24 protein-coding genes are annotated in these 25,700 nt (G+C 40.2%); 13 read left to right on the forward strand and 11 right to left on the reverse strand.

The genetic code is table 11. The features are described from left to right. The first annotated feature begins 36 nt into the window (after window positions 1-36). The 11 genes from C7S20_RS08625 to tsaB all read left to right on the forward strand — a co-directional run bounded on the left by C7S20_RS08625 (window position 37) and on the right by tsaB (window position 10,179). A complete protein-coding gene (locus C7S20_RS08625; RefSeq protein WP_107012103.1) occupies window positions 37-690 on the forward strand; it encodes a hypothetical protein in 654 nt (217 codons plus the stop codon). Further along, window positions 687-1,427, forward strand: coding sequence for an SCO family protein (locus C7S20_RS08630; RefSeq protein ID WP_107012104.1), 741 nt, complete (start codon window positions 687-689; stop codon window positions 1,425-1,427). The genes C7S20_RS08625 and C7S20_RS08630 overlap by 4 nt, the downstream gene beginning before the upstream one ends. Then, window positions 1,424-1,963, forward strand: coding sequence for a DUF420 domain-containing protein (locus tag C7S20_RS08635; RefSeq protein ID WP_107012105.1), 540 nt, complete (start codon window positions 1,424-1,426; stop codon window positions 1,961-1,963). Before C7S20_RS08630 ends, C7S20_RS08635 begins: the two co-directional genes overlap by 4 nt. A 47-nt stretch (window positions 1,964-2,010) precedes the next feature. Continuing rightward, window positions 2,011-2,244, forward strand: coding sequence for a hypothetical protein (locus C7S20_RS08640; RefSeq protein ID WP_107014158.1), 234 nt, complete (start codon window positions 2,011-2,013; stop codon window positions 2,242-2,244). Window positions 2,245-2,383: 139 nt separating this feature from the next. Continuing rightward, window positions 2,384-3,085: an ABC transporter ATP-binding protein gene (locus C7S20_RS08645; protein WP_107012106.1), complete on the forward strand. Its 702-nt coding sequence runs from the start codon at window positions 2,384-2,386 to the stop codon at window positions 3,083-3,085. Next, window positions 3,078-4,322 carry an ABC transporter permease gene (locus C7S20_RS08650; protein ID WP_107012107.1) on the forward strand — a complete coding sequence of 415 codons (1,245 nt, stop codon included), beginning with the start codon at window positions 3,078-3,080 and terminating at the stop codon, window positions 4,320-4,322. The genes C7S20_RS08645 and C7S20_RS08650 overlap by 8 nt, the downstream gene beginning before the upstream one ends. Before the next feature lies 1 nt (window position 4,323). Then, the gene (locus C7S20_RS08655; RefSeq protein ID WP_107012108.1) at window positions 4,324-5,586 is read left to right on the forward strand and encodes an ABC transporter permease; all 1,263 of its coding nucleotides are present in this window, start codon (window positions 4,324-4,326) and stop codon (window positions 5,584-5,586) included. 20 nt (window positions 5,587-5,606) lie between these two features. Beyond that, window positions 5,607-6,725 carry an efflux RND transporter periplasmic adaptor subunit gene (locus C7S20_RS08660; protein ID WP_107012109.1) on the forward strand — a complete coding sequence of 373 codons (1,119 nt, stop codon included), beginning with the start codon at window positions 5,607-5,609 and terminating at the stop codon, window positions 6,723-6,725. Between the two features lie 63 nt (window positions 6,726-6,788). After that, complete coding sequence (locus tag C7S20_RS08665) at window positions 6,789-8,225, forward strand: TolC family protein (RefSeq protein WP_107012110.1); 1,437 nt, start codon at window positions 6,789-6,791, stop codon at window positions 8,223-8,225. A gap of 4 nt (window positions 8,226-8,229) precedes the next feature. After that, window positions 8,230-9,507 carry an efflux RND transporter periplasmic adaptor subunit gene (locus C7S20_RS08670; protein ID WP_107012111.1) on the forward strand — a complete coding sequence of 426 codons (1,278 nt, stop codon included), beginning with the start codon at window positions 8,230-8,232 and terminating at the stop codon, window positions 9,505-9,507. Window positions 9,508-9,519: 12 nt separating this feature from the next. Further along, window positions 9,520-10,179 (forward strand): tRNA (adenosine(37)-N6)-threonylcarbamoyltransferase complex dimerization subunit type 1 TsaB, encoded by a 660-nt coding sequence (tsaB, locus tag C7S20_RS08675; RefSeq protein ID WP_107012112.1) that lies wholly within the window; start codon window positions 9,520-9,522, stop codon window positions 10,177-10,179. Between the two features lie 11 nt (window positions 10,180-10,190). Here the strand turns inward: tsaB and C7S20_RS08680 are convergent, their stop codons facing one another. Further along, window positions 10,191-11,054 carry a mechanosensitive ion channel family protein gene (locus C7S20_RS08680; protein ID WP_107012113.1) on the reverse strand — a complete coding sequence of 288 codons (864 nt, stop codon included), beginning with the start codon at window positions 11,052-11,054 and terminating at the stop codon, window positions 10,191-10,193. 72 nt (window positions 11,055-11,126) lie between these two features. Next, window positions 11,127-13,172, reverse strand: coding sequence for a thioredoxin domain-containing protein (locus tag C7S20_RS08685; protein WP_107012114.1), 2,046 nt, complete (start codon window positions 13,170-13,172; stop codon window positions 11,127-11,129). A gap of 185 nt (window positions 13,173-13,357) precedes the next feature. Here C7S20_RS08685 and C7S20_RS08690 point away from each other — a divergent pair, with 185 nt between their 5' ends. Then, the gene (locus tag C7S20_RS08690; protein ID WP_107012115.1) at window positions 13,358-15,628 is read left to right on the forward strand and encodes an inorganic phosphate transporter; all 2,271 of its coding nucleotides are present in this window, start codon (window positions 13,358-13,360) and stop codon (window positions 15,626-15,628) included. Window positions 15,629-15,661: 33 nt separating this feature from the next. Here the strand turns inward: C7S20_RS08690 and C7S20_RS08695 are convergent, their stop codons facing one another. After that, window positions 15,662-16,588: a NifU family protein gene (locus tag C7S20_RS08695; protein ID WP_107012116.1), complete on the reverse strand. Its 927-nt coding sequence runs from the start codon at window positions 16,586-16,588 to the stop codon at window positions 15,662-15,664. 61 nt (window positions 16,589-16,649) lie between these two features. On the opposite strand from C7S20_RS08695, the gene C7S20_RS08700 reads away from it, so the two are divergent. After that, complete coding sequence (locus tag C7S20_RS08700) at window positions 16,650-17,711, forward strand: PorP/SprF family type IX secretion system membrane protein (protein ID WP_107012117.1); 1,062 nt, start codon at window positions 16,650-16,652, stop codon at window positions 17,709-17,711. Window positions 17,712-17,713: 2 nt separating this feature from the next. Here C7S20_RS08700 and murI read toward each other — a convergent pair whose 3' ends face one another. The 8 genes from murI to C7S20_RS08740 all read right to left on the reverse strand — a co-directional run bounded on the left by murI (window position 17,714) and on the right by C7S20_RS08740 (window position 25,691). Next, window positions 17,714-18,511 carry a glutamate racemase gene (gene murI, locus C7S20_RS08705; RefSeq protein ID WP_107012118.1) on the reverse strand — a complete coding sequence of 266 codons (798 nt, stop codon included), beginning with the start codon at window positions 18,509-18,511 and terminating at the stop codon, window positions 17,714-17,716. Window positions 18,512-18,579: 68 nt separating this feature from the next. Then, on the reverse strand, window positions 18,580-19,092 hold the full coding sequence (locus C7S20_RS08710) for an OmpH/Skp family outer membrane protein (RefSeq protein WP_107012119.1): 513 nt from the start codon (window positions 19,090-19,092) through the stop codon (window positions 18,580-18,582). 42 nt (window positions 19,093-19,134) lie between these two features. Then, window positions 19,135-19,941, reverse strand: coding sequence for an OmpH family outer membrane protein (locus C7S20_RS08715; protein WP_107012120.1), 807 nt, complete (start codon window positions 19,939-19,941; stop codon window positions 19,135-19,137). A 30-nt stretch (window positions 19,942-19,971) separates the two neighbouring features. Further along, a complete protein-coding gene (bamA, locus tag C7S20_RS08720) occupies window positions 19,972-22,599 on the reverse strand; it encodes an outer membrane protein assembly factor BamA (RefSeq protein WP_227009137.1) in 2,628 nt (875 codons plus the stop codon). A gap of 7 nt (window positions 22,600-22,606) precedes the next feature. Continuing rightward, window positions 22,607-23,347 carry an isoprenyl transferase gene (locus C7S20_RS08725; RefSeq protein WP_107012121.1) on the reverse strand — a complete coding sequence of 247 codons (741 nt, stop codon included), beginning with the start codon at window positions 23,345-23,347 and terminating at the stop codon, window positions 22,607-22,609. Continuing rightward, window positions 23,348-24,046, reverse strand: coding sequence for a type IX secretion system protein PorG (porG, locus tag C7S20_RS08730; RefSeq protein WP_107012122.1), 699 nt, complete (start codon window positions 24,044-24,046; stop codon window positions 23,348-23,350). A gap of 100 nt (window positions 24,047-24,146) precedes the next feature. Further along, the gene (locus C7S20_RS08735; RefSeq protein WP_107012123.1) at window positions 24,147-25,031 is read right to left on the reverse strand and encodes an NAD kinase; all 885 of its coding nucleotides are present in this window, start codon (window positions 25,029-25,031) and stop codon (window positions 24,147-24,149) included. Window positions 25,032-25,034: 3 nt separating this feature from the next. Beyond that, on the reverse strand, window positions 25,035-25,691 hold the full coding sequence (locus C7S20_RS08740; protein WP_107012124.1) for a CBS domain-containing protein: 657 nt from the start codon (window positions 25,689-25,691) through the stop codon (window positions 25,035-25,037). Window positions 25,692-25,700 lie beyond the last annotated feature (9 nt).

The raw sequence follows: 25,700 nt of genomic DNA on the forward strand, positions 1-25,700 counted from the left end.
TTCCATCTGATATGAATAACAGTTCAATTTAAACAGATGAAAAAGTTTATTGTACTTGGAGTTCTCTTTGTGCTTCCAATTACAGCCTACTTGTTTTTCGCTTCGGCCAAGAACAATTTCGCACGGCTTCCGGTTTTGACCGAAAACGTGAAAGATGTTTCCGCTTTTGATTCCAGTACAGATTCAGTTGTAAGTTTTAAAGATAAAATTAGTGTCGTTGCCTTCTTCGGTTCAGATCTAGAAGATATAAAAGGCAATACTTTCAATCTGGATCAAAAAATTCTAACGAAATATTACGGATTTAATGATTTTCAATTCGTTATAGTACTTCCTGAAGCTGCGCGTCCGGAGGTGGAAGAGTATGTAGAAAAATTTAAAGACATCAGCGATACCAAAAAATGGAAAATTGTTTTCGGTAGTCCGGAACAAATAAAAGAGGTTTTCCAAAGTTTTAAAACTCCGCATCATCTCGATGAAAATAGCTTTTCGCCTTATGTTTTTATTGTTGATAAAAATGCCAATTTGAGAGGTCGTGATGAAGATGAGGATACAGGCAGGTTATATGGCTATGATTCGCGGAATATTGCGGAATTAAGTAATAAAATGGATGATGATGTGAAGGTTATTTTAGCCGAATACCGCCTTGCTCTTAAAAAATACAATCGGCAGAATAAAATTGAAAAGAAATGAAAAACTATTCATACATCGGAATAAGCCTTATAATTTTAATTTTTGGTATCATCTTTATTCCGAAGATTATTGATCGCGTGAGTAATGATGAAGTGGTTACCGCAGATCGGCTTAATTCCAACACAATGACTTCAGATAAAGCGAATTCTTCAGAAGCTGAAGTGGGTTATATTGAAATTGACGGAAAGAAGAAAAAAGCTCCGGATTTTGAGTTTATCAACCAGAATGGAGACACCATCTCTAATGAAGATTATAAAGGGAAAGTTTATGTGGTCGAGTTCTTCTTTACTACCTGTCCTTCAATTTGCCCGATAATGAGCAAAAACCTGGTGGAGGTTCAGAATGAATTTAAAGATGAAGATGATTTTGGGATCGCCTCATTTTCTATAGATCCTACTCATGACACTCCTGAAGTGCTTTCAGAATATGCCGAAGAATATGGGATAACGCATCCAAACTGGAACCTGATGACCGGTGATAAAGAAAAGATTTACGATCTGGCCAATAAAAAATTCGGCCTTTATGCCGGTGAAAATGATCAGATTCCGGGAGGTTTTGCTCACCAGGGATTATTTGTATTGATAGATAAAGAAGGATATATCCGGTCCAGAAAAGATGAATTCGGAAATCCTATTATTTATTACCGCGGTTCCATTCCGCAAAACAAAAGTGTGGTAGAAGGAGAAGAAACGCCACAAATCGATATTTTAATTCAGGATATAAAATCACTGCTGTGAAAACGATTTTAAGAAATTCAGAAAAGGTAGCTGTACCTGTGATCATCGGTTTATCGGTGGCCGTTCCCGTAATCGTTCTGGTTTTAATGTTGTTGCCCGAACGCTACAACCTTTTTAATGCGAACGCTCTTACTTTCCCGTTGTTCCACGCCACTCTGAACTTTGCAACGGCCATTTTATTGATAGTAGGGTACTTTTTTATGAGGATCCAGAAATATAACCTACACCGCAATACCATGATTGCAGCTTTTTGTCTGTCGGTTATTTTCCTAATAAGCTATGTCCTTTCAAAGATAAGCCATGCGCCTGTACCTTATGGAGGCACTGGTTTTATGCGCTATACTTATTTCTTTATTCTGATAACTCATATTGTTCTTTCGGCCATTATTGTGCCACTCGTACTTTTTACCATGTATCGCGGACTTAGCGGGCAGTATAAAAAACATGCGAAGGTGGCGCGATGGACTTTTCCTATATGGCTTTACGTCGCGGTAACCGGTGTGCTGGTATTTTTATTCATGCTGCCATATTATTAATTCTGTGGTAAAAGCATTAATTTTGTGAACGATAAATGTTTTTGAAGATGAAGAAATCTGTTCTGCTTTTCCTTTTAATTACTCTTTTCTTTCTTATGCCGTCATTGGCTGATGCCCAATGTGCGATGTGTCGGGCGGTGCTTCAGAATGAAGCCAACCAAAGTGCGGCAAAAGGGATCAACGACGGGATTCTTTATTTAATGATCTTTCCATATATACTGGTAGGCGGTGTTGGTTATTTTGTCTATCGTTCCAGGAGAAAAAAGAAAAATTCCTTTTAAAATCGGTCTTCTTCAACTGATTATTACTCCAGGTATTCCGAGGAATTTTATAAAAAATCCCCTTTTTAGTGTAACATTTTAAATTTCAGGGAGTCTTATGTGGTAGGAGGTCATTTCTCCTGCAAAATAACCATCAATCATGATTGAAATAAAAAACCTTCACAAATCTTACAGAACCGGGAGCAACTCCCTTCACGTTCTTAAGGGAATCAATTTTAGCGTAGCCGAGGGTGAGCTTGTTTCCATTATGGGTTCATCAGGTTCGGGTAAATCAACCCTGCTGAATATTCTGGGAATACTTGATGAAGCCGATGAAGGCTCATACATTCTGGATGGGGTACCCATCAAGAACCTTAGTGAAAAACTGGCAGCAAAATATCGTAATAAATTCCTTGGCTTCATTTTCCAGTCTTTTAACCTCATTGGTTATAAAACTGCCTTAGATAATGTGGCACTTCCGCTATATTACCAGGGGCAATCGAGATCGGAAAGAGTGGAACGGGCCATGAGTTATCTTGAGAAAGTTGGACTTGCTGATTGGGCAGACCATCTTCCCAATGAACTTTCTGGTGGTCAAAAACAGCGTGTGGCAATTGCCCGAGCTCTTGCCAGTGATCCCAAAGTGCTTCTTGCCGATGAACCTACCGGTGCGCTGGATACCAAAACTTCCTACGAGGTGATGGAACTAATCCAGGAAATTAATGATGAAGGACGAACAATTCTTATTGTAACACACGAACATGATATTGCCGAGATGACCAAGCGTATCGTGAACCTGAAGGACGGTATTATCATTGAAGACCGCGTGGTTTCACAGGTAAGAGCTCTGCAAAATGTTTAGTCTGGATCGCTGGGATGAGATTTTTGATACCATCCGTAAAAATAAACTTCGAACTTTCCTAACAGGTCTTTCCGTAGCATCAGGAATATTCATTCTCGTGATTTTATTAGGAGTGGGAGAGGGTATGCGTAATGGAATTGCAAGGGAATTTGAGCAGGATGCTGCCAATCTTATCCTTGTATATCCCGGAATGACTACTAAAGAATATAAAGGCCTCAATCCGGGAAGAAGAATTCAGTTAAAAAATGGGGATTATAACCAGATCCTTTTAAAATATGGGGATAAGCTGGATCATTCGGCTTCGGTTTACAATGTGCGGAATGGAGTGGTAACCTACGGAAAGGAATCCGGTTCTTATAGTATTGAAGGAACTTTTCCCGCGTATCAGGAACTCGAGAATGTTTCTCTTACCTCGGGGAGGTTTTTAAATATCAATGACCTTGATAATAATGAAAAAAACGTGGTTTTGGGCCACCGTGTAAAGCTTGATTTATTTAAAGATCAGGAAGCGGTGGGCAAACTAATAGAAATTTCAGGTATAAATTTTAAGGTGGTTGGTGTATATTCCGATCCCGGGGGAGAACGTGATGAAGCCAGATTGATAATTCCTATTACCACTGCACAAAAGGCTTTCGGAGGAGCCAATAATATCCAGCGTCTATATCTTACCCTTACCCCTGAAGATAATTTTGACGAAGCTGTTGCTGCATCAGCAGGATTCACCCAGGCGCTTAAAGACCTCCTTAAAAGCAGGCATGTTGTTGCACCTGACGATGACAGCGCTATTCGTGTAAATAACTATTTAGACAATGCGAAACGCTTTTATACTCTAATGGATATGATAAGGCTTTTCTTCTGGGGAGTAGGGATCTGCACTATAATTGCCGGAGTGGTAGGAGTGAGTAATATCATGCTGATAATTGTTAAAGAAAGAACTCGTGAGATTGGTATTAGAAAAGCACTCGGCGCGCAGCCATTGTCCATAATTGGAATGATTCTTCACGAATCTATTTTTGTGACCGCCATAGCCGGTTTTGCCGGATTAATAATGGGGCTCATTTTGCTGGAATTTGCAGGACCGGCCATTGAAACTCAATATATCTATAACCCTACAGTGAATTTCACTGTCGCAATAAATACCGTTTTTATTCTCATTATTGCCGGTGCCATAGCGGGATTTTTTCCTGCCTGGCGTGCAGCGAGTATAAAACCTATCATTGCTTTAAGAGACGAATAATATGTTTAACAGGGACCGTTGGAGCGAAATTATTGAAGCCCTGACCGCAAATTGGTTCAGGACTGTTTTAACCGCATTTGGTGTGCTTTGGGGCATATTCATTCTTGTGATTCTTCTTGCCGCGGGAAAAGGTTTGGAAAACGGCGTAAAGCAGGGCTTCGGGGGAATAGCAACAAATTCGATGTTCATGTGGACGCAGGTGGCCTCGAAACCATATAAAGGTATGCCCAAAGGGAGGAACTACAGCTTCGAAATTGAAGATGTTAAAGCCATAAAGCAAAATGTACCTTATGTAAGGATTGTTTCTCCACGGAATCAGTTAGGAGGGTTCCAGGGAACTAATAATGTGATTAGAGGACTCAAGACTGGAGCTTATAATGTTTATGGAGATTATCCCGAGATCATAGAACAGGAACCTATGGATGTTAGCAGCGGGCGCTTTATAAACTATACCGATATTAATGAAAAACGCAAAGTAGCTGTTATCGGTGAAGGAGTGCGGGTTGGCCTGTATGATCGCGAGGAGGAAGTAATTGGCAGCTATATCAAAATAAACGGAGTGAATTTTATGGTGGTGGGTACTTACAAAAGGAAAGGAAATAATGGCGATCCAGAAGAGATGCAGAAGCAGATCTACGTTCCCTTTACCTCCTTTTCGCAAGCATTTAACCGCGGAAATAAAGTTGGCTGGATGGCAATTACTGCCGAAGATGGTCACCCCATTACCAATATTAAAGAAGATATTATCAACGTGATCAAGAAAAGACACACTATTCATCCTGACGATGACCGTGCAGTGGGAAATTTTGATCTTTTCCAGGAATTCAGCAAAGTGAACGGTCTTTTTATCGCTTTAAAAGCGGTGGCCTATTTTGTGGGAATTCTGGTTCTTGTTTCCGGGATCATAGGCATCAGTAATATCATGTTGATCGTGGTAAAAGAAAGAACCAATGAAATTGGCGTACGGCGTGCCCTGGGAGCCACGCCCTGGGCCATTCGCGGCCAAATACTTTTGGAATCCATTTTTCTTACTATTATTTCGGGTATGGCCGGAATAATTCTTTCAACAGCTGTGATCTGGCTGGTGAATTTTCAGCTGGGTAAAATGGATACTTCAGATATGATGTTTTTAAATCCGTCGGTCAACCTTGGAGTCATCATGGTTGCCCTCGCAATATTAATAATTTCCGGCCTTTTAGCCGGCCTTATCCCCGCGCAACACGCGATAAAAGTGAAGCCGGTGGATGCATTGAGAACTGAGTAAAAAGTAAATAAAATCAAAAAATGAAAAAATTTGTTACCATCATCATTCTGGTATTGATTGCCGTAACCTTCGTGGGTGCTCTGTATTATCTGTATCAGAAAAATCAACAGGATCCTGTGGTATATAAAACCGAACAGCCCACTGAAGAGACCATTGTAAAGAAAACAGTGGCAACAGGAAAGATAGTACCTAAAGAAGAAGTGCTTATAAAACCAAATATTTCAGGTATTATCGATGAAATTTTTATTGAGGCCGGTGATCGCGTAAAGGAGGGTGATCTAATTGCAAAAATCAGGGTAATTCCAAATGTTTCCTCCTTACAAAGCGCTAAAGATGCGGTTGCAACGGCAAAGATAAATCTTGATAACGAAAAGAAGATCTATAATCGCCAGAAGGAACTTTTTAATAAAGGAGTGATCTCTGCTAACGATTTTGATAATGCAGAGACCACCTATAAAAGAGCAGAACAAAACTATCGTTCGGCTCAGCAGAATTATGAAATCGTAAAAACCGGAACTACCAGCGGCATTGGTGCTGCCGCCAATACTTTAATCCGGTCTACGGTAACCGGGATGGTGCTTGATGTTCCGGTAAAGACAGGGAATCAGGTGATTGAGAGCAATAATTTCAATGACGGTACCACCATTGCCACTCTTGCCGATGTCAATAAAATGATCTTTGAAGGTAAGGTTGATGAAAGTGAGGTAGGAAAGATCAAAGAAGGACTTCCGCTGGAGATCACAGTAGGAGCTATTGAAAATAAAAGTTTTGACGCTGTTCTTGATTACATCGCCCCAAAAGGAGTGGAGGAAAACGGCGCGATACAATTTGAAATAAAAGGAACTCTTGATAAGGCAGATACTACTTTTATCAGGGCCGGCTTGAGTGCGAATGCTTCCATTATTCTTGATAAAGCTGAAAATGTGCTCGCTATTAAGGAAGCCCTTCTGCAATTCGACGAACAAACGAAAGAACCTTATGTAGAGGTGATGACCGGCGACCAGCAGTTTAAGAGACAGGATATCAAACTTGGTGTAAGTGACGGAATTAATGTGGAGGTCAGGGACGGTATCGATAAAAATGCCAAAATTAAGGTCTGGAATCAGCTGAAACCTGCACCGGTAGTAACCCAAAATTAGAAATTTCACCTACAGGTGTAACATACTTACCAATTAACATACATATCTTACAGAATAAGTATTATGAAAAATCTTACCATACTAGCTTTTCTTTTGCTTTTTGGAAGCGTACTTCAGGCACAACAAAAGGAGTGGACCCTGGAAGAGTGCGTGAATTATGCGCTTGAAAATAACCTTTCAGTAAAACAGGCCCAACTCGATACCGAACTTTCGAGTATAGAAAAACGGGATGCGCTGGGAAATTTTATTCCCAATATTAACGGCCAGGCTACCAATGCCTGGAATACAGGTTTAACTCAAAACGTAACCACCGGGATCCTTCAGAATCAAACTGTTCGCAACTTCTCTGCTGGAGTGACTGCGAGCCTTACGCTCTTTGACGGATTGAGAAATTTTAAAGCTCTTCAAAGGGCACGTATCTCTCAACTGGCTGCGGAATATTCTCTTGATAAAATGAAAGATGATATCGCGCTTTTTGTAGCCGACGCGTATTTACAGGTGCTTTTTAATAAACAGGACTTACAGGTAATAAAGGCACAGAATGAATTAACCCAACAACAGCTTGAAAGAACACGAGATCTTGTAGATGCAGGAGTGCTTCCTGAAGGAGATTTGCTGGAAATAAAGGCTACCGATGCCGATGAAAAGCAGCGTATCATCCTGGCCCAAAATCTAATTAAAATTTCCCTGATCAGCCTTGCGCAAACTCTCGGAATTAAAGATTATGAAAATTTCAATATTGTAGAAAGAGATTATGACATCTTTGGAAACGAGATCTTAGCCAATTCAGTCTATGATGTTATTGAAAAAGCTAAGAAAGAAAGGTCCGAGATCAAGATTGCAGAAGCAAATAAAGAGCTTGCCGAAAAAGATGTGGAAATTTCAAAAGGAGCTTATTTACCCACACTCGGAGCATTTTTCAATTATAATACCAGGGAATCCGGGCAGGGTCGCATCATAGGCAGTGAAATAGATCCTGAAAACCCCACAAGACAAATAGGATTGGTTCAGGAAACCGAGCAGATTGTGGTAGCACCCAATATGATCCCTACCCTTGGATCGCCACTTCCTTTCTTTGATCAGCTTTCTTATAACGATGGTATGACCTATGGATTTCAACTGAACATTCCTTTTCTGAATGGCTTTGCCTCCCGAAATCAGGTAAGAAGAAGCCAGGTTGCAGCGAAACGCGCTCAATTCAATTTGGAACAGGCAGAGCTTGATCTCGAAGCCAATGTTTACCAGGCTTATACCGATGCCCAGGGAGCCTTCCAGGCCTATGAAGCTGCTATCGTTGCAGCAAATGCCCAGGAGAAAGCTTTTGAATATGCCAATGAGCGATACGATGTGGGACTAACCAATTCATTCGATTTTAGTCAGGCGAAATTACGGTATGAAAATTCTCAGCGCGAGGTGCTGAGAGCGAAATACGATTACATTTTTAAGTTAAAAGTAGTTGAGTTATATTTTGGAATTCCGGTGAGGGATTTAAAATTTTAAAAAAATGAAAAGAAAGACACTTTACATCATTCTGGCCGCGGTTGTAGTATTGATCATTTTATTGATCATAGGAAAAAAAGCCGGCTGGTTTGGTAATTCTGGTGAAGTGGAAGTTGTGGAAGTAACTTCTATTAAGCCCATAGATATTACTGAAACCGTTGCGGCAACCGGAAAAATTCAGCCAGAGATAGAAGTGAAGCTTTCTTCAGAAGTATCGGGTGAAATTATAGAATTACCTATTGTAGAAGGACAAAGCGTGGAAAAAGGAGATCTTCTGGTACGTATCAACCCCGATATTTATCAATCTAACCTGGAAAGAGTACGCGCGAGTTATCAAAATACAAAGGCAAATTATGCCCAGACACTGGCGAATCTAAAACAAGCCGAAGCTAATTATAACAGAAACAAAAAACTTTTTGAAAAAGGAGTTATTTCAAAAGCTGAATGGGATCAGATCGTTTCTAATTATGAGGTCGCCCAGGCTAATAAAGAATCGGCCTACTACAGCATGCAAAGTGCAGCCGCATCGGTAAACGAAGCTCAGGATAACCTTGGGAGAACCAATATTTACGCACCTATGACCGGAACGATCTCCAAGCTCGATGCCGAACTGGGTGAAAGAGTAGTGGGAACTCAGCAAATGGCAGGAACCGAAATTCTGCGCGTCGCCAACCTGGACAATATGGAGGTTGAGGTAGATGTTAATGAAAATGATATCGTAAAAGTTTCGGTGGGAGATACAGCCATTGTCCAGGTAGATGCTTATCTGAAAAAAGAATTCAAAGGGGTGGTAACCGAAATTTCAAATACTGCGGCCAATGAACTTACCGCTGATCAGGTTACAAATTTCAAGGTTAAAGTACGCATTCTTAAAGATTCTTACCAGGATCTTCTTGAAGGAAAACCCGATAATTATTCTCCATTTCGGCCGGGAATGACAGCCACCGTTGATATTATCACCAATAAAAAGAAAAATGTTCTTGGAGTTCCCATCAGCTCAATCGTTATCAAAACCGACACTACCAGCGGGAAGAAACCATTGATCACGCCATCCAGTTCTCCTGATGAAGAAAAATTTGAATGTGTATTTGTAAAAGACGGAAATAAAGCCAAACTTCGCGTTGTGAAAACTGGCATACAGGATGACTCTAATATTGAAATTACCAGCGGTTTAGAGGAAGGTGATAAAGTGATCACCGGCCCTTATACTACTGTTACTAAAGATCTTGAAGCCGGGGACGAAATAGAAGTAAAAGATAAGGCTAAAGGAAATGCCGATTAAAAATAAACAGGTTTGGCGATAATTCTGTGTTTGGAGACTGCAACCACTAACTGCTCTGTGGGTATTGCTGAGAATGGTGAATTAATAGCAGTTCGGGAAGATAATAACAAAAATTATTCACACGCTGAGAAACTGCACGTCTTTATTGATGAAGCTTTAAAGGAAGCGGGTTTAAAACCTGAAGATCTTGAAGCCGTTGCCGTAAGTAAAGGCCCGGGCTCCTATACCGGTTTGAGAATTGGGGTCTCTGCAGCCAAAGGCCTCTGTTTTGCTCTTGGAATTCCGCTTATTTCCATTCCCACCCTCGATCTTCTTGCCCATAAGATAAAAGATGCAAAAGGCTTTATTATTCCCATGATTGACGCACGGCGAATGGAAGTTTATTCGGCAGTTTTTGATAAAAATTATCAGCAGTTAAGAGAAACCAAAGCACAAATTTTAGAGGAAGCTTCTTTTGAGCAATATCTTTCAGAAAAAGAAGTCCATTTTATAGGAAATGGTGTTCTTAAATTCGAAGAGATCAGTAAGCACCCAAATGCTATTTTCCATAAGTCACAGTTTCCTTCCGTAACGGAAATGGGCAAAATGGCCGAGGAAAAATATCAAAAAAGCGACACCGAAGATGTCGCTTACTTTGAACCCTATTATTTAAAGAATTTTATTGCAGGTTAAACCAATCAGTTTTATTCTGATTTAGCTTTTAACTTCGTCCCGTTCATTTTGGTCTGATCGTAAAGATATACATCCCTTTGTGGATAAGGAATGGTCATTCCGGCTTCTTCCAATCTTATTTTTCCTTCTTCGATCATATACCAGTGAAGGTCCCAGAAGACGCTGTTTGGCGCAAAATACCTCACAAGGAAGTTAACAGAATTGTCGCCAAGTTCTGAAACTATAACTTGCGGAGCCGGATCTTCCACGATGTCTTTTTGTTCTTTTACAAGATTGGTAAGAACTTCTTTAGCTTTCTTAAGGTCGTCATCATAAGATATTCCGAAAGAAAGATTTTCACGGCGCGTTTCATTGAAGCTGTAATTGGTAATATTGTTGTTGCTAAGTTCGCCGTTTGGAATTACCACACGCTGGTTTCCGAAAGTATTGAGTTTAGTGTAAAAAAGGGAAATTTCAACCACACTCCCCGAAGTTCCCTGAGCTTCTATCCAGTCGCCAATTTTAAATGGTTTAAGGACGATGATCAGCACTCCACCGGCAAGGTTGGAGAGTGAACCCTGCAATGCCAGGCCAATGGCAAGACCTGCAGCACCAATTGCGGCCACCAGTGACGCGCTTTGTATGCCAAGTTGAGTAATAACCAGGACAAAAAGCAAAATTTTAAGTCCCCATCTAATTGCATTAAGCGTAAAGATCTCCAGAGTCTTGTCATACTCCTTTTTGTCAAAGAATTTTTTAAGGTATTTTACAATGAGTTTGATTATCCAAAGGCCAACGATTAGAAGAACAATTGCTCCTATAAGTGTGGGGAGGTAATCAATAAATTTTCTGGCGTATTCCGTAGCGATCACGCCAACATCGTTTAATTTTTCCATAGAATTTTTTTATTGATTTTTAACTTAGCCTTAATTGTAAAAAAATAGCATATAATTAATGTTTATTTTTTGTTAAACTTCCTCTAATTGCGCGATTGCAGCCGATTCTGATTTAACGGGCAGTTTGCAGCTTCCGTTTTCACACACGTAAATAAGATCTTCTTCTTTCTTAAATCGCCCTGTAAAAATTGAAATCTCCGATTCTTTTTCCGTAGCCGCCAAAATTATGTGCGGTAGGTATTTTTTGTGAAAAAAAGAAGCTTTGGAAAAAGCCCGGGGTCCTGTTATTGCCACTTCATAGAAAGGATAAGTGATCGAGAGCATTAGGTCCAGCCAATTGGAATAAGAATCGGGATAATCGGGGATCCTTTCCTGAAGGCTGTGCAACATTTTTTGAGCTTTCTCTATAAGTTCAGGTTTTCCCAAGATTTTGCCCATTCTAAAAATATTTTTGGCCATCACAGAATTTGAAGCCGGGATCACATTGTCATTGGTTTCTATGGGATTGGAGACCAAAGGTCTGTCAGCAGCAGAATTAAATCTGAAAAGTTCAGTATTTTGAACCGAAAAATCTTTTTGTACGATTTTCAGAAACTCACTTGCATGGGAAAGGTATTTTTCGTCAAAACAGGTTTCGTAAAGGTCCAGGAGAGCTTTGATGACGAAGGCATAGTCTTCAAGGTATCCGTTGATGCTACTTTTGGAAATTCGATAGCTGTGGAAAAGACGGCCATCAGGTTTTTGCAGTTCTCTTAGGATAAAATCGATGTTTCTCTGCGCTATTTTCAAATATTTAGGATCGCCCAGAGCCTGTGATGCTGCTAGAAAACCACTGCTCATCATCGCGTTCCAGGAAGTTATGATTTTATCGTCGAGACCGGGTTTTGATCTTTTCTCCCTTTCAGCGAAGAGAGTTTTCAGCCATTTTTCTTTCTTTTCTGAAAATTTATCTTCTGAAATTTCTGCTTTTTTTGCTGCTTCGGCATCGCTTTGACTTCTGATAAGCACGTATTTATTTCCTTCCCATTTTCCGAAGGAATTAATATTAAAGTATTCACTGAAGATTTCGAAATCATCTCCTAAAAGTTTTTGCAGCTCTTCTTTCTGCCAGGCATAAAAGGCGCCTTCCTCGGCCTCGCCGTGCTCATTTTTACTATCGGCATCAAAAGAAGAGTAAAAAGCAGCATTTTCACCGGTCATTTCCCGGCTGATGAAATTCAGGGATTTTTCAATGACCTCACGGAATAATTTTTCTCCCGTCAATTTATAGGCTTCCGAATAAAGACTTATAAGCTGGGCATTATCGTAAAGCATTTTCTCGAAATGGGGAATATGCCATTTTTCATCTACCGAGTAGCGGGAGAATCCGCCGTCTACATGGTCAAATAATCCGCCCCAGGCCATTTTTTCCAGACTGAGCAGGCAGTAATTCTTCAGAAAATCATTGGAAGTATGATGAGAATATCTTAATAGGAAGTGGAGGTTCGAAGGCATCATGAATTTTGGAGCGCCTTTTCTTCCGCCATAGGTAGTGTCCAGCTTGCGTTGCCATTTTTCAATAATGGGAATAAAATATTCCCGGTGAAATTTCATCTGAGATCCCGGAGTTTCAATCAGGTCCAGTTGCTTTAAGCCTTTTTCCAGTCGGGAGGCGTAGTCGTTTAGCTGCTGAGGTTCTTTTTTATAGAGGGCGGCGATTTGTTGAAGGGCAGCCATCCACTGCTTCTTTTGGAAATAAGTGCCTCCCCATACCGGCCTCCCGTCGGGTAAGGCGACCACATTCATTGGCCAGCCGCCGCTACCGGTCATTATCTGCACCGCATTCATATAAACCTGGTCAACATCTGGCCTCTCCTCCCGATCAACTTTGATGCAGATATAGTTAGAGTTCATGATATCGGCAACTTCCTGATCTTCAAAACTTTCTTTTTCCATCACATGGCACCAGTGGCAGGAAGAATAACCAATGCTTATCAGCAATAATTTATTTTCTTTTTTGGCCTTTTCAAGAATTTCATCTTTCCAGGCCTTCCAGTTAACCGGATTATGAGCATGCTGCAGGAGGTAAGGGCTGCTTTCAGTGATAAGGTCATTCGTGTAGGCGTGATTTTCGCTCATAGATCAGTTTTTGGTATTTAGCGAGGAGAGATTTTTGAAACCCTGTTTTTCAACTGACCTCTAAAGATAATGAATCTCTATAGCCTTTTTTATTATCTGTTTATTAATTAATCTTTTAATAACTTTAGTGGCCACCATTTGTGCAAAAAAAATTTAATTTTTGCTCGTGGATAATTAATCTGACCATGGAAGATGTTTACGTAATAATGCTGGTCGCACTTTTCGCTCTTGCGGTTACAGACCTGGTAGTAGGAGTAAGTAATGATGCGGTTAATTTTCTTAATTCTGCTATTGGTTCCAAAGCGGTTTCCATGCGTACCATAATGATCGTTGCGAGTTTGGGGGTGGCTGTGGGCGCTATTTTTTCCAGTGGTTTGATGGAAGTTGCCCGGAAAGGCATATTCATGCCCGGCGAATTTTATTTTGACGAGATCATGATCATTTTCATGGCCGTGATGATCACCGACGTATTACTGCTGGATTTTTTTAACTCACTGGGTTTGCCCACGTCTACCACCGTTTCGATAGTTTTTGAGCTATTGGGAGCCGCTGTAAGTATGGCTGTAATAAAGATCTACACACAAACCAATGGAGATCTCGGCCTTCTTGGAGGTTATATTAATACCGCGAAAGCGACTGAAATAATTGCAGGAATACTGCTGGCTGTTGTTGTTGCATTTGTTATTGGTACCCTTGTTCAATATGTTTCAAGGCTTATTTTTTCATTTCAGTATGAAAAAAAGATGAAGTATGTCGGTTCTCTTTTCGGAGGTTTTTCCCTTACCGCGATCTTTTATTTCATCCTTATTAAAGGCCTGAAAAGTATTCCTTTCATTTCTGATTCTTTTAATGATTATGTAAATACCCATACGCTCTTAATAGTTGTCCTGGGATTTGTTTTATTTACGGCGATTTCCCAGCTTTTGATGAGTGTTTTTAAAGCTAATATCCTTCGAATCATCATAGTGATAGGAACCTTTGCTCTTGCCCTTGCATTTGCGGGAAATGACCTGGTTAATTTTATTGGTGTGCCCATTGCCGCCTGGCAGTCTTTTAACTTATGGCAAGCAGCTTATGAAACTTCAGGAGCTTTACCTTCCAATTTTCTTATGGAAGGACTTTCTGGAAAAGTGCCCACCCCAGAATTACTGCTGGTCCTTGCCGGAGGTGTGATGGTCGCAACCTTGTGGTTCTCGAGTAAAGCACGCTCGGTAGTCGATACGGGCATTAACCTGGCCCGGCAGGGGGAAGGTGTGGAACGCTTTGACCCGAATTTTCTTTCCAGAGGTATTGTAAGATATTCTGTTCTTTTTGGAAACGCGGTGACCGCTGTTTTACCGGAAGCTATGAAGAACCGTATTGAGACCAAATTTGATAAGCCGGTTCATCATTTAAGAAGTAAACGTATAGATGCACCTGCTTTTGACATGGTCCGGGCTTCGGTAAACCTCGTGGTAGCCAGTGTTTTAATTTCCTTTGGAACAAGCTTAAAACTTCCTCTTTCAACCACCTATGTGACTTTTATGGTCGCGATGGGATCTTCGCTGGCTGACAGAGCCTGGGATCGTGAAAGTGCCGTATATCGCGTGGCAGGGGTTTTAAATGTCATCGGCGGCTGGTTTGTAACTGCGATTGTGGCTTTCAGTGCTGCAGCCATCTTTGGATTGATCATCTATTTTGGTGGCAGTATTGCCCTGGCAGTTCTAATAATTCTCGCCCTTGTAGTGGTGGTAAGAAGCGGAATTATGCATTCCAGGAGAGCCAAAGAAGAACGAAACAGGAAAAAATTTAACCGAAGTGATATTATCACCATTAATGAAATAACTTCAGAAACTTCTGAAAATATCTCGAACGTGATAAGGGGCATCAATAAAATGTACACCAAAACGGTTGATCATCTGGGCTATTATGATCTGAGTAAACTGAAGAAAAGCTATAAAAAAATTGAAAAACTTGAAGCCGATGTTGATGAGTTAAAGGGAAATATTTTCTATTTCATCAAATCGCTGGAGGAGGACTCGGTTGAGGCCAGTAAATTTTACATACTCACCATAGATTATCTTCAGGATATGGTGCAGTCAATAAGTTTCATTACCCGAAACAGCTATAACCATGTACATAATAACCACAAAAATTTAAAATTTAATCAAATAAGAGATCTGAAAAAAGTAGATGAAAAAATGCAGATCCTTTTTGATGAAATTGAAGATACCTTTGACAATAATGAGTTCGGAAATATCGATGGTATTCTCAGCGAGAAACAACAGCTGTTGGATTATGTAAGTGAACTTATACAAAAACAGATTACCAGGATACGAACTTCAGAAACAAGCCCCAAAAATACAAAGCTCTATTTCGGGGTTCTTCTTGAAACAAAAGACCTTATAAGTTCTACGATGAGCTTGTTGCAGTTATTCCAGGAATTCTATAATGAGGCACGATCCACCACCTATTAAATAAAAAAATCCCGATTCGGGATTTTTTTATTTTTAACCGTTGATCGCTTCCACAAACTCCACTTTGTCTCTCATCATATCCCGAAGCATGGTTTCAATACCGTTTTTAAGGGTCATGGTTGAAGACGGACAGCCGCTGCAGGCTCCCTGTAAAACCACTTTTACGGTTTTGCTTGCAGAATCATAGCTTTCGAAAAGAATATTACCACCGTCACTGGCAACCGCGGGCTTAATATATTCATCCAGAATTCCTACAATTTCCTGGGAAATGTCATCCATTTTATGAATTTCCTGGCTAGGCTTTGAAGGAGCAGAAGCATCAGTTTCAGCCGACTGTTTTTTTGGCGTGGCAGTTTCACCTGAAACTACCTCTTTGCCCTGTTCCAGATGATTTTTTATGAATTCTCTTAATTCCATGGTAACATCGTCCCATTCAGCAATATCATATTTTTGAACAGAAACGTAATTTTCGTCCATAAATATTTCTTTTACAAAGGGAAAATGGAAAAGGCTTTGAGCCAGAGGCGAATTTTTAGCCTCATCAATATTCTTGAATTCGCAGGCCTGCAACACGAGCTTTTTGTTGGAAACGAATTTCATTACAGCGGGATTCGGCGTCATTTCAGCATAAACAGTGACAGGAATATTTCCTTTACGCGCTGTTTCTTCTGTTACTACTTCTCCTCCTTTGTTCAGATAATTTTCGATCTGTTCAGCAACCTCATTTTCAACTTCAGGCCATTCCACGATATCATACTTTTCTATGGCGATAAAATTTTGCGCTATATACACCGTTTTCACAAATGGGAGATAGAAAAGCTGCTGGGCTAAAGGAGAATTTTTAGCTTCATCAATGTTATTAAACTGATGGTTTTCGTGTCTTGTAAGAAATTTATTGGCCTCAAATTTTACGATTTGAGGTTTATTGGTAGGAATTATATTTATGGTATATTCTTTCATCTCGAAATTTTTGGCAAAAATACTAAAGAAAAACAAGCTATTACCTATATTTATAGGCTTTATGAACTGTAAGTTTTCTTTAAATACGATCCCGGGGGGGAGACGGTATTTTTTTTCTAAAATTCAGCTCTTTGTTTTTCTACTACTTTTAATCTTTTTTAAAAATACAGGACTCTCAGCTCAGGAAATTATACCTACTTATTCTGATTATCTTACTGATAATTTGTATCTGATACACCCTTCTATGGCTGGTGCTTCAAATTATGACCAGATCAGGCTCACTGCCCGGTCCCAGTGGTTTGACGTGAAGGATGCTCCTAACTTACAGACGCTGGCGGTGAATTCCAGGGTGACCGATCGAATAGGGGTGGGAGGTATTCTTTTCAGGGATGAAAATGGAAATTTTTCGAAACTGGGAGCCTATGGAACTTTTGCCTATCATCTTATGTTCTCGAGAAGTAATGCCGATCTAAATCAGTTATCCTTCGGAATAAGTGCGGGAGTGATCCAGCATCGTCTCGACACCCGGGGTTTTACGGACTATGATCCGCTTCTTGATCGTGAAAATCCGGCTGATATTTTTGCAAATGTGGATGTGGGAATTTCCTATTTTTACAGGGATTTCTACCTGCACTTAGCCGCAAAGAATATACTTTCAGTAAGCAGGGAACTGTTCTATTCAGATGCTGTTCCAAGCAATATGCGTAAATACCTGGTATCTGCCGGGTATGTTTTTGATTTAAATTACAATGATCCGTGGAGCTTTGAGCCTTCAATTCTTTACCAAATGCGTGACGCCACCAATGAAATGGCTATAGATGTAAATCTGAAAGCATATTATGACCTGGAAAATGGCAAATTATGGGGAGGTATTTCCTATCGGAATAGTTTTGAAGGAGCTGAATATACAACCAACGGTGAGACTGTAAAACAACAGCAACTTAGGTATATGACACCTTTTGTGGGATACACTTATAAACGATTTATTTTTGGTTATACCTTCAGTTACCAGCTTAATTCAGTAGTTTTGAGTAATAATGGCTTTCATCAGATTACCCTCGGATATAATTTTGGGGAGAACAGGCAGCATTACGATTGTCATTGTCCTGCCGTAAATAACTAAGCCTAAAAATCCAGGTAGGAGACCTGGTATCCCCACTTTTCGGCTTCAATTAATTCAGATAATACGCTGGGATCAGAATTTGAATAAAAAACGGGCAGCTCGGGATTGGGATTTTCCTCCCTTAACAAAGAATTTTTTTCAAGTACCGCTTTGGTCTGCCGGGCAACAGCTTCCCCGGAATCTATGATCGTAACATTTTCGGGAAGAAGTTCTTTTAAAACAGGAATGAGATACGGATAATGACTGCAACCCAAAACCAGGTAATCGATCCTGGCCTTCAACATGGGTTCTAGTAATTCCCTTAAAAGTTCTCTAATTTCTTCTGAAAAATACAGGCCTTTTTCGATGAGTTCTACCAGGCCCCGGCCTTCCACTTCAATTACATCAATATCACCCGCATATAGTTCAGAGGTTTTACTGAAAAGCTGACTTGCAAGGGTTCCGCGTGTTGCAAGAATGCCCACGGCCTTATGTTTGCTTTGCAGCGCCGCAGGTTTAATCGCGGGCTCAATGCCAATGAATGGCACCTCAAAGCTTTCCCTCAGAACCTTAATCGCATTGGTAGTGGCGGTATTGCAGGCAACCACAATAATTTTGCAATCCAGGGCAAGTAGTTTCTGCGTATTTTTGATCGATAACCTGATAATCTCATCCTGGGTCTTTTCACCATAAGGCGCGTTTCGGCTATCCGACAAATAGATAGTTTTTTCCAAAGGCAGAAGATGGTGGATCTCTTTCCATATAGAAGTTCCTCCTACACCGGAATCAAATATACCAATCGGGCCGTTTGAATGTGTCATGCACGCAAAAATAAAAAAACTGCGTACGGGAAGCGCACGCAGTTTGTATTAAAGTTTTTTAGCGGAAACTATTTTACTCCCAGTTCTTTTTTTACATCTGGCATAAGATCATATCCATCAGCCAGCAGAACGCCTGTTCCGGTAGTTGAATCCAAAACATAGTCAAAACCTTTTTGTCTTGCTACTTTCTGGATGGCGTTGCGAACTTTTTCAAGAATAGGCTTTAATAGATCCTGTTCTTTTTTCTGAAGATCCTGTCTTGCCTGTTGGCTATGCTCCTGGATTCTTCTTTGTGCTGCCTGAAGTTCCTGAGCCCTTTTTTGATTTTCCTCGTCGGTCTTGGTATTGGCCTCAGCCTCATAACGCTGCATAGTAGTTTGAGCTTCACTTAGCATATCTTTAATTTCAGCGTCGTAGGTCTTTTCAAGTTTATCAAGCTGGTCCTGCGCACTTTTATATTCAGGCAATGATTGTACAAGCTCCTGAGTCGCGATATGCGCTATCTTCGACTGTGCATTGGTAAAAGCAGTAGCGCCAATCATTAAAGCTAAAGCTATAAAAAGTGTTCTGAATTGTTTCATTGTTCTTCGTTAAGTTTAATTAAGGTTTAAAAAATTCTAATTTTAATTTATGGTATCTTTCTTTTTTTCTCTTATGTTTTGAATAGAGTCAATACGTTTTTGACGTTCTGCAAGGATCTTTGCCCTGCGCTCTTCAAATTCTTTTTGTCTCGCTTCTTTAATAGAATCTCTTTCTTTTCTGCGTTGTTCCAAAAGAGCTTCCCTTTCATTTTTTCGCTGTTCAACCAGCTGTTCTCTTTCGTCTATGGCTTTATCCTGCTCCGGCGTTCTCTCCTCGGCACGTTCCATTTCAGAAATTTCTTTTTTTCCTTCCAGTTGCTCGCGATTAGCTGTTCTTTTTATCGTTCTTAGAACAAGATCACTCACATCATATTGTTGATCTGCATAAACCATTCCAATATCTGAGGTCCTGTCAAAAATAAAATCGAAATTACGATTTTTAGCTATTTCCTGAACTGCTGTAAATACCTGATCCTGAACCGGTCGCACCAGTTGTTTCTTCTGCATTAAATAATCGCCACCGGGTCCGAATTTTTTTTGCTGAAAGTCCAAAGCCTGGCGCTCTAAATATTTAATTTCATCTTCTCTTTCCTCAATTAGTTCTTTGGTAAGAAGAGGACGTTCATTGGCCAGTTTATCTTTCATTTCCTGTACGGCACGCATTTTTGTTTCGGCTTCATTCTTCCATTCCTGCACGCGATTTTCGAGCTGCTGTTTAGCTTCCTGATACTCCGGAACATTTTCAAGAATATATTCCATATCGATATACCCAAGACGAATTGTCTTTTGTGCTGTAACACCCATCACGCAAATGAAGATGCTTAATATGGAAAATAGTTTTCTTTTCATTTATCCGAAGATAGAAAATATCATGCCAATTTAAAACTGTTGACCTATGATAAAATGAGTTTCCCAGCCATTTGGCCCTGGTTTTCCCAAAACCGGATCAAATCCGTAGCCAAAATCGATCCCCAATAATCCGAAAGTAGGCATAAATACCCTAAGACCTACACCTGCCGAACGATTCAACTGGAAGGGGTTGTAATCCCTGAAATTATCATATGAAGCCCCTGCTTCCAAAAAGGTCAAAGCATAAATAGAAGCGGCTGGTTTCAAAGTAATTGGATATCTGAGTTCCAGCGAATATTTATTGTAAATGGTCGCTCCATCATCACGGGCAGTCGAAGGCCTGTCAATTGGTACTACCGATTGGTTTGGGTAACCTCTCAACTGAATTGTTTCACGTCCATCCAGGCTGTAGGCGCCAAGACCGTCACCTCCAAGATAGAAACGTTCAAAAGGGGGTACACCACGGGCGCTGTTGTACGCTCCCAGGAAGCCATATTCAGCATGAGTACGAAGTACCAGGTTGCTGCTTGGTCCAAAACTAGCCAGGTTGGTATACCAGGTACCTTCAAATTTTATCTTATAGAATTCCAGCCAGTTATATTTCTTTTGATCTACTTTTTCAGTATCGGGCACAGAATTATCTTCAGTTACGCGATTTCCTCTTTCATCTATTAGATTGCCATTATCATCCCGCAGCTGGTATTCAGGCTGGTTTTTCAGATCTCCGTAATCAATCCCGTTCCATAAAGAATATGGAGGAGTAAGTTTCGCGGTAATAGAAAATTTAGAACCCGAAGTCGGGAAAATAGGGTTAATGGCCGTATTATCGCGCGTAATTCCTAACTGATAGTAAAGGTTGTTAGAGAAGCCGTTACCAAAGGTAAACAGGCCTGTGTTATAATTGTTCAATTCATAACGCTGGAAACCTATCACATTAGAAATGGTTACATATTGGTCTGGAGAGGTAAGTCGTTTTGCCAGACCTATGCTCACACCAAGTATATCAAAACTTCGGCTTTTATCGGCTTTTCTATTAATATAGTCATATAGGAACTGCCTCGTATAGCTGAATGAAGTCGACAAACTTACAGGTCTTTTTCCTCCTAACCAGGGCTCTCTGAATGAAAGGCTATAGGTTTGATAGAAGGTGCTCGCCTGTGCACGCAAAGAAAGTGTTTGGCCGTCTCCCATCGGGATTGGCTTATAAGCATCCTTGTCAAAAAGTCCCTGCAGTGAAAAGTTGTTGAATGAAAGACCCAGGGTTCCTATAAAGCCTCCGCCACCGTAACCACCCTGCAATTCTATCTGGCTGGCACCGGCTTCCACTACCTGGTATTCGAGGCTTAAAGTTCCTTCATTAGGATTAGGGTCAACAAATTCAGGTTTCAATTGTTCAGCATCGAAGAAGCCAAGCTGGCCAAGTTCCCGAACAGTAGCCACTACCGCCTCCTGGCTGTATTTTTGTCCTGGTTTGGTACGCATTTCCCTATAGATCACGCGATCTTTGGTTTTATCGTTACCCGTAACCCGAACCTGGTCTATAAAGGCTTCTTTTCCTTCAACGATACGAACCTCGAAATCTATGGTGTCATTCTTAACATTGGTTTCAACAAGGTCGATATTCGAGAAAAGATATCCGTTATTCTGATAAAGATTGGCGATGGAATTTTTGTTAGGTTCCCTTCCTGTAATGCGTTCATCGAGTAAAACCCCGTTATAGACATCACCTTTATCAATTCCCAGCACACGGTTCAGCATTTCATCTGAATAGGCAGCATTCCCCAGAAAATCTATATCTCCGATATAATATTGATCTCCTTCTTCAACCTTTATGTTCAGATCTACAGTTTTCTCATCTTTTTTTATAAGAGTATCTGAAATAATTCGGGCATCCCGATAACCATATTCTTTGTATTTGTTGATTAAAGCCTGTTTATCTTCTTCATAATCGCTGGGCACGTATTTGGAGCGTTTCCAGAAACGGAAAAAGTTTTTCTGCTTTGTATTTTTTAAACTTCTGCGAAGTTTGGCGTCTGAAAGCTTTTTGTTGCCAATAATATCAATATCTGCAATTTTCACCCGGTCCCCCTTGTTGACATCAATGATCATGTTCACCTGATTGGTCTTTTGAGCAGAAGTATCGGGAACCGCATTGGTTTGAATAGTGACATCACTATTGAAAAAACCTTCTTTTCGGTATTTGTTTTCTATATAATTTTTGGTGGTGGTAATAAGGTTTTCGGTGACCTTGGCTCCTTTTTTAAGGTCGTTTTCTTTAATAAGCTTTTCTTTTTCCGATTTCTTAACCCCGTTGATCTTAACAAGGTTTAGTACGGGAACTTCCTTTATTTCCAGCTCAAGATCGGCGACATTTCCATCGTGAACATCGGTGATATACACATTGATATCACTAAAAAGATTAAGTTTCCATAACTTTTTGATGATCGAACTTAATTTGTCTCCCGGGATGTAAAGTTCCTCTCCTTTTTTTAATCCGGTAAAGGCAATAACAGTCTGGTCATTATAGGTGGTTGTGCCGGTAACCTTTATATCTCCAATTACATATTTTTTTGCATCTCCCAGCGGTAAGCCCTGGGCTTTGGCAGTGAAACTGAAAATGAACAAAATTGCAAAGAGGGTAAATATCTTTTTTGTCATGGATGCACTAACTGAGTTGCTCACTTGTTTTTCCAAATCTTCTTTCTCTGTTTTGATAGTTGTAAATGGCTTCAAATAGGTCATTTCTTCTAAAATCTGGCCATAATATTTTAGTAAAATACAATTCGGCATAAGCAATCTGCCATAGAAGGAAGTTGCTAATACGCTGTTCGCCACTGGTTCTGATCAAAAGATCCACGTCTGGCAAATTTCGGGTGTAAAGATGCTCATTTATAAGTGATTCATCAACCCCATCTTCAGATAATTCTCCACTTTTAATTTTTCCTGCTAATTCTCTAAAACAATTGGTGATTTCTTCGCGGCTCCCATAGCTTAACGCCAGGGTTAGCACCATTCGTTTATTTTCGGAAGTTTTTTTAATTACATCCAGAAGTTCTTTTTCTGCTTTTGAAGGAAGGCTGGAGATATTGCCTATGGAGCTAAGCCTGATATCATTTTCCTGTAAGGTTTTGATCTCTTTTTTAAGGGAATTAACCAGAAGTCTCATAAGGGTATCCACTTCAAATTTTGGGCGGTTCCAGTTTTCAGTGGAAAAAGCATAAAGTGTTAGATTTTGAATGCCAATTTCAGCGGCTCCTTCCACAACATCCCGAACAGCTTTTGTTCCTTCCTCATGCCCGGAAACTCTTAGAAACCCTTTCTGCTTTGCCCATCTGCCATTACCATCCATAATAATCGCTATGTGTGCAGGTAATTTTTTGAGATCAATTTTTTCTTTGTAATCCATCTAAAAGCAATAACAGGGTTTACGGCCAAAGGTAAAGGTTAAAGTAATACCGGTAAAAACGTACCAGTCATTGGTGTTTCTGTTTCCAAATTCCAGGGCCGGCTCCCTTCTTCCAAGATATTCTTCAGGCCAGCTTCCGTCAAGGTTATCGGTGAAAGTATAGCGTGCTCCAATTTCCAGAGCTCCAATAATATTCTCGGTGAAGGCTTCTTTGTAACCCATTACCATCGGGATAGCAAAATCCCAGTTTGTTCCCTCGTTGAAGAGGTTATTATTACGGCCATTTTTAAGCCATACATGATCTGCGCGAAAATAGGTGATTCCGGTGTAAATATAAGGAGTACTTTGTGGAAGGGGTTCTGAAAGGTCGAATTTATAAAAATTGAATTCTATTCCTAAAGAACCTTCTGCAATTGTATTATTAAACGAATAACCTCGTTGCTGCCTCCTGGTATCTCCCGATTTTTCATCGTCTGCACTGATTTTCGCATATAACAAGGTTAGCCGTATCGCATGGCGGTTACTGCGATTCCACTTCGCGATAAATCCTCCCACAGGTGTATTGGGGAGAATGTAATTTGTTCTTCCTACATCACCTACAAAGTTGGCACCGCCTGCAAAAGCTCCCACTTCAAATTGTTGTGCGTACATGCTTGTGGATATAATTGTTATCACTACAAATGCGATAAGGTGCCTCATAGGTTTTCAAAAGTTTGCAAATATAACAATTCTGTTTGCTCTGCAATAATTTGGGCAGATTTGTACATACCTATAAACACTTTTTGTAGCTTTTTATTGCTTAATTGCGCTTATCTTCCCCCCAGAGAAGTTTTTTTCGAAGGGTATTAAGGAAGCTGTCGCCGCGAAGTTCTACAAAATTAATGGAGTAGGAAGCTTTTTGAATGATGATTTCAGTATCATTTTGCAAACTTGCAATGCGGGAATCCATAGAAATAAGGTGAGAATCTTCCCTTCCCGAAACCTTCAACTTGATTTTTGTATGATCTTTTATAACCAGCGGGCGGGCGTTGAGGTTATGTGGCGCAATAGGGGTTATGATAAGGGAATCTGTGTCGGGGATTATTACCGGTCCGCCACAGCTTAAAGAATAACCTGTAGAACCTGTAGGGGTGCTTATAATAAGTCCATCTGCCCAGTAAGAAGTGAGGTACTGGTCATCCAGCCAGGTATCGACGGTGATCATGGAAGTGGTATTCTTTCGGCTTACCGCTATTTCGTTCAGCGCGATATTGTTGAAAACCGGGTCCAGGCTTTTTGGATTGGTCTGTAAGGTCAGAACTGATCTTGGCGAGAGACTGAACTTTTTTCCCAGGATATCATCCAGTGTTTCTTCGATCTCTTCCTTCTGGATGGTAGCCAGGAACCCAAGTCGGCCGGTATTAATACCAACAATGGGTATATCTAAATTTCTTACGTAATTAATAGACTTTAAAATGGTTCCATCACCTCCTATACACATAAAGAGGTCAAAAGATTTATCAAGTTCTTCAAAAGAATTGAAGTGTTTGTATTCTTTTTCAATGGTTTTGTTCTCGTGGATCAGTTTCAGAAATTCTTCTTCAATAAGAACTTCAATATTTTTCTGATCCAGTAAACTAAGAAGCTGGCCGATATAACGGGCGGCATTTGGGTGGTAAAACTGTCCGTATATACCTATTTTCATAATTTAAATATTCAGGTATTTGTCCAGATATTTGGAGCGGTCTTTAAGATTTTTATTAAAATTATCTTCCTGGTGTTCAGAGATTATGATATACCCGTATCTGCGGAAAGCCTGGATGATCCCATTCATGTTAGAAGGGCTCACCTTTAAAGTGATCTGGGCCATATCATTTTCAATTTTTGAAACAAAAGCTCCTAAAATATGAGCATTGTGAGATTCGGTAATCTGACTGATTTCGCTAAAGGTGTAGTCTTTAAAGGCTTTTTCGACCACTAAAATATTTCCGGCCTCGTTTAAAAAAGGGGTTTCATTGAAAAGAGTAATGATCTCACTGAGTTCCAAATAACCCATATACACATTTTCCTCGCTCAAAACAGGCATAATATTAGTTCCGTTTTGGGCAAAAACCTCGAGGCTATCCAGCCAGTACATATTTTCCCTCACAAAAAATCCCTCAAGGGCATACAGATAATCTTCCAGGGTTTTTTCACCTTCAAAACACCGAATATCATTTTCTGAAATACAGCCAACATAATTTCCTTCCTGCCTTACAGGAAGATGCGTATAGGTTAGCTCGTTAAAAAGCTTCTGAACATCCTTTATTTTTTCAGAGATATCCAGTATTTCCACGTCATTTAAAATATATTCTGTCATGCTCATAATCTCCGT

Source organism: Christiangramia fulva (genome assembly GCF_003024155.1).
GTDB lineage: Bacteria > Bacteroidota > Bacteroidia > Flavobacteriales > Flavobacteriaceae > Christiangramia > Christiangramia fulva.